The organism is Delftia sp. ASV31 (assembly GCF_016428765.1).
Taxonomy (GTDB): domain Bacteria; phylum Pseudomonadota; class Gammaproteobacteria; order Burkholderiales; family Burkholderiaceae_C; genus Comamonas; species Comamonas acidovorans.
Genome location: NZ_JAELTK010000134.1, coordinates 1 through 10241, shown reverse-complemented (window position 1 = coordinate 10241; position 10241 = coordinate 1). Strand labels below are relative to the sequence as shown.

The 10241-nt window shown below is 69.1% G+C and carries 10 protein-coding genes; 2 read left to right on the top strand and 8 right to left on the bottom strand.

What is annotated here, in order from left to right:
• Window positions 1-549 (bottom strand): tripartite tricarboxylate transporter substrate binding protein (locus JHD82_RS27555; protein WP_199139984.1); only part of this gene is annotated, 549 nt, incomplete at its 3' end.
• A gap of 320 nt (window positions 550-869) precedes the next feature.
• Window positions 870-2174 carry a Glu/Leu/Phe/Val dehydrogenase gene (locus JHD82_RS27550; protein WP_013800098.1) on the bottom strand — a complete coding sequence of 435 codons (1305 nt, stop codon included), beginning with the start codon at window positions 2172-2174 and terminating at the stop codon, window positions 870-872.
• A 176-nt stretch (window positions 2175-2350) separates the two neighbouring features.
• On the opposite strand from JHD82_RS27550, the gene JHD82_RS27545 reads away from it, so the two are divergent.
• A complete protein-coding gene (locus JHD82_RS27545; protein WP_199139982.1) occupies window positions 2351-3169 on the top strand; it encodes a fumarylacetoacetate hydrolase family protein in 819 nt (272 codons plus the stop codon).
• A gap of 24 nt (window positions 3170-3193) precedes the next feature.
• Here the strand turns inward: JHD82_RS27545 and JHD82_RS27540 are convergent, their stop codons facing one another.
• From JHD82_RS27540 to JHD82_RS27525, 4 genes are all read right to left on the bottom strand, one after another.
• Window positions 3194-4066 carry a PPK2 family polyphosphate kinase gene (locus JHD82_RS27540; RefSeq protein WP_199139975.1) on the bottom strand — a complete coding sequence of 291 codons (873 nt, stop codon included), beginning with the start codon at window positions 4064-4066 and terminating at the stop codon, window positions 3194-3196.
• A gap of 28 nt (window positions 4067-4094) precedes the next feature.
• Window positions 4095-4496 (bottom strand): hypothetical protein, encoded by a 402-nt coding sequence (locus JHD82_RS27535; RefSeq protein ID WP_013800101.1) that lies wholly within the window; start codon window positions 4494-4496, stop codon window positions 4095-4097.
• Between the two features lie 5 nt (window positions 4497-4501).
• A complete protein-coding gene (locus JHD82_RS27530; RefSeq protein ID WP_199139973.1) occupies window positions 4502-6148 on the bottom strand; it encodes a hemagglutinin in 1647 nt (548 codons plus the stop codon).
• 68 nt (window positions 6149-6216) lie between these two features.
• Complete coding sequence (locus JHD82_RS27525) at window positions 6217-7149, bottom strand: LysR family transcriptional regulator (protein WP_034365579.1); 933 nt, start codon at window positions 7147-7149, stop codon at window positions 6217-6219.
• A gap of 73 nt (window positions 7150-7222) precedes the next feature.
• Here JHD82_RS27525 and JHD82_RS27520 point away from each other — a divergent pair, with 73 nt between their 5' ends.
• A complete protein-coding gene (locus JHD82_RS27520) occupies window positions 7223-7723 on the top strand; it encodes a PACE efflux transporter (RefSeq protein ID WP_199139970.1) in 501 nt (166 codons plus the stop codon).
• Here the strand turns inward: JHD82_RS27520 and JHD82_RS27515 are convergent.
• Both JHD82_RS27515 and JHD82_RS27510 read right to left on the bottom strand, forming a co-directional pair.
• Entirely contained in the window at window positions 7696-8670 is a 975-nt protein-coding gene (locus JHD82_RS27515; protein ID WP_034397700.1) for a response regulator, read from the bottom strand. The two genes, JHD82_RS27520 and JHD82_RS27515, sit on opposite strands and share 28 nt — an antisense overlap.
• A gap of 19 nt (window positions 8671-8689) precedes the next feature.
• The coding region (locus tag JHD82_RS27510) for an ATP-binding protein (RefSeq protein ID WP_199139968.1) at window positions 8690-10241 on the bottom strand (1552 nt) is incomplete at its 5' end.

Genomic DNA, 10241 nt, shown 5'->3' with positions numbered 1-10241 from the left:
GGGCACGAGCGTGACCTCGATGCCGGCCTTCTGGCGGAACATCTCCGAGGACATGTGCGGCGACTGGCCCACGCCCGACGTGGACACGTTCAGGCGCCGGGTCCTGGCCAGCTCCACCAGCTCGCGCACGCTGCGCACGGGCGAATCGGCATGGACCACGAGGATGTTGGGCACGGAGATCACATTGGTGATGCCGCGCAGATCACTTTCCTTGTAGCTGAGCTGCTTGTACAGGCTGAAATTGATGGCCACCGGGCCGATGTTGCCCATGAGCAGCGTGTAGCCATCGGGCCTGGCGCGCGCCACCTGGGCCGTGCCGATGCTGCCGCCGCCCCCGCCCTTGTTCTCCACCACCACCGACGTGCCCAGGTCCTTGCCCATCTTCTCGGCCAGCACGCGCGCGGCAATGTCCGTGGTGCCGCCAGCGGCGGCCGGCACGACGATGGTGATGGGGCGTTCAGGCCAGGCCGCCGCCAGCGCGGCGGCAGGAGCCAGGAAGAAAAAAGGCAAAGCGGCCATCAAGGCCAGCAGGCTGCGGCGGACGGTCATGGGCAGTCTCCAGTTCACTGCCCGCAACGATAGAAAACCCTGGGCCCCAGGGCACCAGGGTTTGACTGGAGATCCGCTTCGCCATTCGGAAACCCGCGCTTAGGCCCACTGGAACGCGTGCTAACCCGTTGCCGAAAAGGCGGCCACAAGAAAAAAGGCGCCGAAGCGCCTTTTCTTTTTCGCAGAATGCACAGCGCATGAAACTGGCGCGGCCCAAGTCAGGGACACCGAGCAAGGGCCGCCCCGCAGCGAGGGTGTCGTCCCCCTCCCTTGCGAAGCAAGCAGAGAGGGGGAAGGCGCGTCAGCGCCTCAGGGGGTGATCAGGGATACAGTCCCCGCATCTCGCGCGCATGCAGGATGCGCTGGCAGGCCACGATGAAGGTGGCGGTGCGCAGCGTCACGCCGTGCTGCTGGGCGACCTGCCAGATGGCCGCGAAGGCGTCCTGCATGATGCGCACCAGGCGGGCGTTGATCTCGTCCTCGCTCCAGAAGAAGCTGGAGAAGTCCTGCACCCATTCGAAGTAGCTCACCGTCACGCCGCCGGCATTGGCCAGCACGTCGGGCAGCACCAGCACGCCCTTTTCGGTCAGGATGTCGTCGGCCTCGGTGGTGGTGGGGCCGTTGGCGCCCTCGATCACCATCTTGGCCTTGATCTTGCCGGCGTTGTCCTTGGTGATCTGGCCTTCCAGTGCGGCGGGGATCAGGATGTCGCAGTCCACGCTCCAGAAGTCGGCCGCGTCCATGGCCTCGGCGCCGTCAAAGCCGCCCACGCCGCCCTTGGCGGCCACGTGGGCCAGCAGGGCCGGCACATCCAGGCCATTGGCGTTGTGGATGGTGCCGGTGTGGTCTTGCACGGCCACGACCTTGGCGCCCACGTCGGCGAACAGCTTGCCCGCCGTGCCGCCCACGTTGCCGAAGCCCTGCACGGCGATGCGCGCGCCCTGGACCGACAGGCCGGTCAGCTTGGCCGCTTCCACGCCCACGGTGAACACGCCGCGGCCGGTGGCCTCGACGCGGCCCAGCGAGCCGCCCAGGTCCACGGGCTTGCCCGTGACCACGCCGGTGGCGGTGGCGCCGGTGTTCATGGAGTACGTGTCCATCATCCAGGCCATGATCTGGCCATTGGTGTTGACGTCAGGCGCGGGGATGTCCTTGGAGGGGCCGATCAGCAGGCCGATCTCGCTGGTGTAGCGGCGCGTCAGGCGCTCCAGCTCACCGCGCGACAGCGTCTTGGGATCGACACGGATGCCGCCCTTGGCGCCGCCGTAGGGCACGTTGACGGCCGCGTTCTTGACCGACATCCAGGCCGACAGGGCCATGACTTCGGACAGGGTCACGTCCTGGTGGAAACGCACGCCGCCCTTGCCGGGACCGCGGCTCAGGTTGTGCTGCACGCGGTAGCCTTCGTAGTGGGCGATGGTGCCGTTGTCCAGCTCGATCGGCACATCGACGATCAGGATGCGCTTGGGGCGCTTGAGGGTTTCGACCCAGCGGGCGAGATGGCCCAGGTAGGGCGTGACGCGATCGACCTGCTGCAGGTAGTTGCCCCAGGGGCCGAGGTGATCGGCCTGCAGGTAGGAAGGGATGGCGTGGTTGGTAACGCCGGCCGAAGCGGGTTGCTGCATGGTGGTTCCACACAAGAGTTGTCTGAGGGTTTTGAGCTTATTCCCGGGGCTATGCGCTGTCCAACGCCTTATGAGCGAGAGCCTTATGCATTTAATGCATAACCCTGGGAGCGCCTTGTCCAGCGGACAATCGGGGCCGCTTGAGACCCACCGATGCACTTCAGGAAAGCCGCCCCATGACGAATACGCCCCGCACTCCCACAGCCTTGGCCCATGCGCTGCTCCAGGCACGCCACAGCGGCGAATTGCTGGATGCCGACGATTGGGCCGACGTGGTGCGCACGCCCGAAGATGCACAGGCCGTGCAGGCCGCCATGGCGCCCGCCCTGGGCTGGCGCGTGGCCGGCAGCCAGCAGGGACCGGGCCGCGTTCCGGGCTATTGGAAGTCTGGCGCGCCGCGCCGCGATGCGCCACTGACCCATGCGCCGCTGCCCGAAGAAGGCGTCTGGGCCAGTCCTTCGGTCGCTGGCGGCGCGCCGCTGCACCTGCGCGGCATCGAGGCCGAGATCGCCCTGCGCCTGGGCCGCGATGTCACGGCCGAGATGGCCGCCGCCCTGCAGCCCGGCGAGGGACTGGAGCTGATCGACGCCATCACCGCCGCCATCGAGGTGGTGGATACGCGCTGGCGCCAGCACCTGAAGGCGCCGCCGCTGCTGCTGGCCGCCGACGGCCTGTGCCATGGCGCCCTGGTGCTGGGACCTTGGCAGGACGCTTCGCGGCTGCTGCCGCGCGAGTCACCGCGGGACTGGTCTGCCCAGGTCTGCCGGCTGCGCGTGGGCGCGGCGCCGCTGCAGGCGTTCACCGGAACGCATCCGCTGGGCGACCCGCTATGGCTGCTGGCCGGCTGGCTGCAGGAGCTGGTGCGCCGCTATGGCAGCGTGCCCGCAGGCACGGTGGTGACCACGGGCACGTGGAATGGCCTGGCCTTTGCCCAGGCCGGTGACCTGGTGGTGGCCGAGCTGGACGGCATCGCCGAGGCCCGCCTGCAGCTGTGAGGCTTCAGGCGGGCCATCGAGTGATCAGGTGATCTTGTAGTCCTTGAGGGCCGGATCGCCGGGCGGAAAGCGCAGGTCCAGGTTGCGCATCACCTCGCGCAGCAAGGTGACGATCATGAGGTTGCGGTGCGTCTTGGAATCCGCGGGCACGATGGTCCAGGGCGCCCAGGGCGTGTGCGTGGCGCCCAGCAGCTGGCCGTAGGCCTGCTGGTAGTCCTTCCACTGCGTGCGCACCTTCATGTCGTTCTCGTCGAACTTCCAGTGCTTGGCCGGGTCGTCCAGGCGCTCCTGCAGGCGCGCGCGCTGCTCGTCGGCGCTGATGTGCAGCAGGAACTTGACGACCACGGTGCCCGTCTCGCTGAGCATGCGCTCGAAGTCGTTGATGTGGGCAAAGCGCTGGCGCTGCTGCTCGGGCGTGATCCAGCCGTTGACCACGGGCACCAGCACATCCTCATAGTGGCTGCGGTTGAAGACCGTGATCTCGCCTGCGCCCGGCACGCGCTGGTGGATGCGCCACAGGTAGTCGTGCGCGCGCTCCGCATCGGTTGGCGCCTTCCAGCCCACGGCGTTCACGCCCAGGGCGCTGGTGCGGCCGAAGACGCCACGGATGGTGCCGTCCTTGCCCGCCGTGTCCGTGCCCTGCAGCACGACCAGCAGCTTGTAGCGGCGGTCGGCGTACAGCAGGTTCTGCAGCGCGTCGATCTCTTCGGCCAGGGCCTCGACGGCGGCCTTGTCCTCGGTCTTGCCGTTGCCGTTGGAAAAGGGCTTGGCGCCCGGGTCGAAGTCGGCCAGGGCAATGGGCTTGTCCTTGTCGGACTTGGCGGAGCGCGGCTGCCACTGTTCCCAGAGCTTTTGCACGGCCGCGTCGCGGCTGGAGAAAGGGTTGAAGGCGTCCATGGCTTGAGCGGTGGGTGAGCGGGGAAGGTCAGGGCTGGGCGCGAATGGACTGCACCTGCAGTTGCGGCGGCGCCATCGAAGGCGCGGCGCCAGCGGCGGGCCTGGGGCCGGGCTGGCCCCGGACCTCCACGTTCTGCCGCTGCCACTGCGTGACCTGCTCGGCGCTCAGGCCCTTGAGCTGCCAGGTCTCGCCGGAGGCGGTCTGCAGCACGGGCTGCTCATGGGGCGCATTGCCACGCAGCACCAGACGGCCTTGCAGGGTCAGGGGCTGGCCCGGTTCGGCCGCCGCGCCCGAGGCCGGCGCAGCCGCGCTGGCGGCGGGCGAAGCCGGGGCCGAGCAGGCGCTCAGCAGGGCCAGGCCGCTGGCCAGCAGTAGCGGCAGACTGCGGCGCAGGCCGCGGGCGGAGGCAGTCGGGTGTGCGTGGTTCATGGCGTTCAGCGTACGACGGCTGTCAGCGTGCTGCCTGCCGGAACACGCAGCTGTTCCTGGTAGGTGCCTTGCGCATCAGGCTGACGCAGGAAGGGGAAATGGCCGCGCGCATTGAGGTTCACCGGCACCGTGGTGGGCAGGACCCGGGAAGACGCCAGGCTGCTGCCGTTGATCGCCGCCAGGGTGAAGCCCTGCTCCGTGCGCGCAGGCCAGCCAAAGCCGCTGGGGCTGTCTGCGGGCAGCAGGGCGATGTTCGCGCCCCAGCGCTGGACGGCAACGGGCAGCGTGGGACCGCCGGCCTGCTGGATGGCATTGCCCAGGACCTGCAGCGAATCGGTGGACGTGGTGTTGCTCAGCAGCTGCTTGTAGAAGCCCACGCCGTACTGGCGCACCAGATAGGCGCCCAGGCTGCCGTTGACGTCGTAACCGAAGCAGGGCGCGGCGGTGTCGGCGCTCCAGGCGGCCGGATCGCAGTTGAAGCCCGAGCGGGACAGCCAGGAGGGGACGCGTCCGCTGGCGATGGAGTTGAAGCCCGGCGTGACGCGCTGGGCCACGATGTCTTCGCCCATCATGGCGCTCATTTCCTCCAGGAAGGTGTCGAACGCGTAGTCGGTTCCGGGCTTGGGCAGCTGGACGCTGCGGCGGTAGAAGTTCGTCATGTGGACGAACTCATGGGACAGCGTGCTGATCTGGTTGGTCATGCCGGCGGCAGGGTCCAGGTACAGCGTCTCCGTGTCCATATAGAAGGACAGCGATTGATTGCTGTACTTGAGGTCGGGGTTCGCCGGGTCCTGCTTGAAGTTGTTCAGAGACCAGAAATAGCCCAGCAGCCCGTACGGAGTGCGGTCCGGCACGAAATTCACGAACACGATGTCCAGGGGCTGGTCGGGGTCGATGAGGTTGCTGTAGGAGTGAGCGCCCCAGGGTTCGCCAGACAGTCCGGTGATCAGGGGGTAGACCGCGTCGGAGCCGCTGGTGAATCGCTGGACCAGCGTGTCGAGCATGGCATCGCTGACCTTGGCCGCGTCGTACTCGCTGTCTTCCAGCCAGACGTTGATGGTGCGGGTGCCGCTGGGCGTGGGCACGCTGGCCTGGCGCCTGAGCGTGGCCTGGCGGGTCTCGATCTTCGAGCTGCCGGTTTCCACGAACCAGCTGCGCTGGCTGCCCACGGGCAGGATGGCCGCTGCCTGCGGCTTGATGGATTGCCGCGCCTGCGTGTCCGCTGCCGTCAGGCGGGGCTTGAAGTTGCGGATGCGCTCGGGAATCTGGTTGCCCGTTGCGGGTGCGGCGCTGAGGCTTTTCTGGGCCGTGGCGGTGGTCGCCGCGGGGGGTGTCAGCGTCAGGGCGGGCATGGGCACGCTGGCGTCGCCGTTGTTGGTGTAGATCAGCGTGACCTGCTTGCTGCCCAGGTTGGTCAGCGCCACAGGAATCTGCTGCTCGGCCTGCGTGGTGTTGGTGTAGCTCCAGACGCCCACGCCCTGGCCCGAATAGGTGGTGGCATTGGCCGCGCCGCAGGCCGTGCCCGAGCAGGCGGCTGTCAACTGGGAAGACGGGCCGGACGGCCCGCCGCCTCCACCGCCGCCGCAACCGGCCAGGACGGCGCCCAAAGCCAGTGCGATGGCGGTTTTGCTGTGCTGATGATCAAAGAACATGTTTTCCCTTCCTCTTGTGTGACCGGCTGCTGGAGATGTGGATTCTTGATCCGATATGGCGTGAGATGCTACCCGATGCGATCCGCATCGCTGTCCGGCAACGGCCGCACCGGCACCTGCAGCTGCTCCACGAACCGCCGCGCCGCCAGCCCCAGCGGGCGCTCCTTGGACCACACCCAGTCGACGAACAGCTGGGTGCCGTTGCTGATGTTGCACAGCGGAATGCGCAGCAACGCGCCCGTTTGCAGCAGGGGCTCGGCGACGCTGAAGGGCAGCCACCCCCAGCCCAGGCCGGCCGAGACCAGGGACAGGGCTGCCAGGTGGCTGTCCGTGCGCCACAGCTGGTGCGAGAACACGAAGCGCGGATCGGTGTGGGCCAGGTCGCGGCTGGCCAGCAGGATCTGGCGCGCGCCGGCCAGCTGGCCCACGTCCAGGCGCTGCTGACCGTCCACGCCCAGTTGCCGGGCCAGCGGGTGCCTGGCCGCCATCACGGCGACCATGGTTTCCTGGCCCATCTCCTGGAAATCCTCGCGGCCGTCGATGGCCGGGCGCTCGAAGACCAGGGCCAGATGCGCGCGGCCCGAATGCAGTTCCTTGAGCGCATCGACCTGGGCGGCCACCAGCACCTCCACCTCCAGCCCCGGGAATTCCTCGACCAGCGGCTGCAGCGGCGCGGCCCAGGCCGTGGACAGCAGCTCGGGCGCGATCACCAGGGTCAGCCGCTCCTCCAGTCCCTGGTGCAGGGCCAGCGCCTGGTGGTTGAGCTGCTGCAGCTGGGCGGCCAGCAGCCGGGCCTGGGGCTCCAGTGCGCGCGCCGCCGCCGTGGGCCGGGGCTCGCGGCCGCTGCGGTCGAACAGCTGCAGGTCCAGCTCCGCCTCCAGCTGGGCGATGGCCATGCTCACGGCCGAGGGCACGCGGCCCAGCCGGCGTGCGGCGGCGGAAAAGGAGCCGTGGTCCAGCACGGCAAGGAACAGCGGCACCTGGTCGGCGGGGAAGGACATGGCGGGGACCTGTCAGTTTTATTGAAAGAATCTGACTTTAACGTTCAATTCCGGACAAATAAACTGCGCCCCTATGACCTTGCAGACACACAAAAAGGGCCTCCAGGGGCCCAAGCGCAAAGTGGTCTTCGTGACCCTGTATGAACTGATCGCCATCGCGGCCTCCAGCCTGCTGTTCATGGCCATCGGCCAGAGCGCCGGGCATTCGGGCGGCATGGCGATTGCCGCCTCCACGCTGGCCATCGTCTGGAACCTGACCTTCAACCACCTGTTCGAGCAATGGGAGGCGCGCCAGAGCGTCAAGGGCCGCTCGGTGATGCGCCGCGTGGTGCACGCCCTGGGCTTCGAGGGCGGGCTGGCCATGGTGCTGATCCCGCTGATGGCCTGGTGGTTCGGCGTCACGCTGTGGGAGGCCACGGTGATGGAGGCCGGCCTGCTGGTCTTCTTCCTGGTCTACACCTATGTCTTCAACTGGTGCTTCGACCATGTGTTCGGCCTGCCGGCCTCGGCCTCGGCCTCGGCGTCCGCTGCGGTGGCCCCGCGTGCTCAGGGCGAGCCGGCCTGCAGCAACTGACCGGCCACGGCGGCGGCGGCCGTGCGGGTCTCCACGCCGAGTTTCTCGAAGATGTGCTCCAGGTGCTTGTTCACCGTGCGCGGGCTCATGCCCAGAATGTCGGCGATGTCGCGGTTGGTCTTGCCCTTGCTCAGCCATGACAGCACCTCGGTCTCGCGCGGGGTGAGCGCCACCTGCTGCAGCCGGCGCGCGGCAGGCGTCTGCGGCGCCTCGTGGCTGAGCAGCACCATCGACTCCCCCAGGCCGCTGGCGCCCATGTGGCGCGCCAGCAGCTGGCGGCCATCGGCCAGGGCCAGCGCCAGATCCTGGGGGGCGGGCTGGCCCTCCTGATCCGCCTGGCCGGGCTGATCCGGCTGGCGGGCGCCGGCCAGCCAGTCCCCGGCCGCCTCCAGCGGGAAGGGCTGGTCCGCAAAGGCCTCCTCCAGCCAGCGCGATGCCTGGGGCGAACGCCAGGCCACGCGGCCCTGGCCGTCGAGCACCACCACGCCCAGCCCCGCCACGTCCACGGCCTCCTGCGCCTGGCGCGTGGCGCGGGCATTGCGCACATGGGTGGCCAGGCGCACCAGCACCTCGGGGATGCGCAGCGGCTTGACCACGTAGTCCACGCCACCGCTGGCAAAGCCGCGGATGATCTGGTCCGTGTCCGACAGGCCGGTCATGAACACCACGGGCACATGGGCCCAGGCCGGCGTGGCCTTGAGCGTGCGGCACAGCGTGAAGCCGTCCATGCCGGGCATGACGGCGTCCAGCAGCACGCCGTCGGGCACGGTGAGGGCGAAGCGCTGCAGGGCCTCGTCGGCGTCGCGGGCGGCGAGCACCACGTAGCCTTCGGCGGCCAGCGCGTCGCACAGCATGCGCAGGCTGTCCAGCGCGTCGTCCACCACAAGGATGACGTGGGCGTTGTGAGGGGGGTGGCTGGGGTGGCTGCTGCTGTCGGCGGTCGTCATCTGTGGCCTTTGCGGGTTCTCATTCATCGGTCTCCTCTCTTTCTTCGTCTTCTTCATCCTCTTGCTCGGGCCGCGGCAGCATGCGCGCCAGCGCATCGAAGTCGAAGCGGTTCGCGCAGGCCTGCAGCGCATCGAGCAGCGCGGCATGCGCGGGCGCCTGCTGGCGCGCCTGGCGCAGGCGCTCGCGCAGGGCCGTGGCCTGGCCCGAGCGCGCCAGCCGGGCCAGGTCTTCACGCAGGTCGGGCGGGAAGGGGGCGGCTGCCGGCGCCTCCTCTGCCTTGGCCTCTGCCTGCTCTGCACGCGGCGCCGGCAGCAGCAGCGGGCGGTTGTCATGCACCCACTCCAGCCGCAGCACGCGCTCGAGCACCTGCAGCAGCTCGGACTCAGTCACGGGCTTGGCGACAAAGCCCTGGCAGCGCGCATCGGCCAGGCGCGGCGGGTCGTTGTCGAACAGGTTGGCCGAGACGAAGACCACGGGCAGCTGCTGCGCATCCCAGCGCGCGCGCAGCAGGGCGGCGGTCTGCCAGCCGTCCAGGTCGTCCATGCTGATGTCCAGCAGCACCAGGTCGGGCGGGCTTTGCTCCACGATCTCCAGGCACTCGCGGCCGCTGGCGGCCTCGCGGATCTCGAAGCCCAGCGGCAGCAGCAGGCCGGCCAGCAGCTGGCGCTGCAGCGGCTGGTCGTCCACCACCAGCAGGGTGCGCCGGGGCGGCAGATAGCCGATGACGGTGTGCAGCGTGGCGGCGGCGCCCGGAGGGACCCAGGACGCGTCGGGCGCCATCTCGGGCAGGTACAGGCGCACGGTGAAGCAGCTGCCCTCGCCGGGCGTGCTGCTCAGGGTGAGCTGCCCGCCCATCAGCTCGGTCAGCAGATGGGTGATGGTCAGCCCCAGGCCCGTGCCCGCCTCGCTGACGCGCCGCCCCGCGCTGCCGCGCTCGAAAGGCACGAAGATGCGCTCCATGTCCTGCGGTTCGATCCCGATGCCGGTATCGATGACCTCGATGCGCGAGACATGGGGCCTGAAGTCCATGCGCAGCCGCACCTCGCCGCGTTGGGTGAAGCGCACGGCGTTGGACAGCAGGTTGATCAGGATCTGGCGCAGCCGCTTGGCGTCGGCCCGCACCCAGCGCGGCATGGTGCCCAGCGTCTCTACCGAGAACTGCAGCCCCCTGGCCTGTGCCTGGGGCCGCATCATGGCCTCGATGCCGTCGATCAGCGCGGGCAGGGGCAGGGGGGCGAGGTCCAGGCGCAGGCGGCCGGCCTCGATGCTGGCCAGCTCCAGCGATTCGTCGATGAGCGCGCGCAGGTGCTGGCCGCTGTGCTGCATGGTGGACAGGGTCTCGCGCACCCAGCCATCGACCTGCGGGCTCTTGAGCAGGATCTGCGTATAGCCCAGCAGGCTGTTGAGCGGCGAGCGCAGCTCGTGCGTCATGCCCGCCACGTAGCGGGTCTTGGCCTGGCTGGCCTGCTCGGCATGGTCCTTGGCGGCCTGCAGCTCGGCATCGGTGCGCTTGTGGGCGGCGATCTCCTGCAGCAGCAGCTGGTTCTGGCGCTCGGACTCGTCCTGGGCC

What these genes read in the sequence shown, in the direction of transcription:
- JHD82_RS27515 (WP_034397700.1), bottom strand. Translation starts at nt 8,670, where the DNA reads ATGACGACCGCCGACAGCAGCAGCCACCCCAGCCACCCCCCTCACAAC.
- JHD82_RS27535 (WP_013800101.1), bottom strand. Translation starts at nt 4,496, where the DNA reads ATGAACCACGCACACCCGACTGCCTCCGCCCGCGGCCTGCGCCGCAGT.
- JHD82_RS27520 (WP_199139970.1), top strand. Translation starts at nt 7,223, where the DNA reads ATGACCTTGCAGACACACAAAAAGGGCCTCCAGGGGCCCAAGCGCAAA.
- JHD82_RS27545 (WP_199139982.1), top strand. Translation starts at nt 2,351, where the DNA reads ATGACGAATACGCCCCGCACTCCCACAGCCTTGGCCCATGCGCTGCTC.
- JHD82_RS27530 (WP_199139973.1), bottom strand. Translation starts at nt 6,148, where the DNA reads ATGTTCTTTGATCATCAGCACAGCAAAACCGCCATCGCACTGGCTTTG.
- JHD82_RS27525 (WP_034365579.1), bottom strand. Translation starts at nt 7,149, where the DNA reads ATGTCCTTCCCCGCCGACCAGGTGCCGCTGTTCCTTGCCGTGCTGGAC.
- JHD82_RS27540 (WP_199139975.1), bottom strand. Translation starts at nt 4,066, where the DNA reads ATGGACGCCTTCAACCCTTTCTCCAGCCGCGACGCGGCCGTGCAAAAG.
- JHD82_RS27550 (WP_013800098.1), bottom strand. Translation starts at nt 2,174, where the DNA reads ATGCAGCAACCCGCTTCGGCCGGCGTTACCAACCACGCCATCCCTTCC.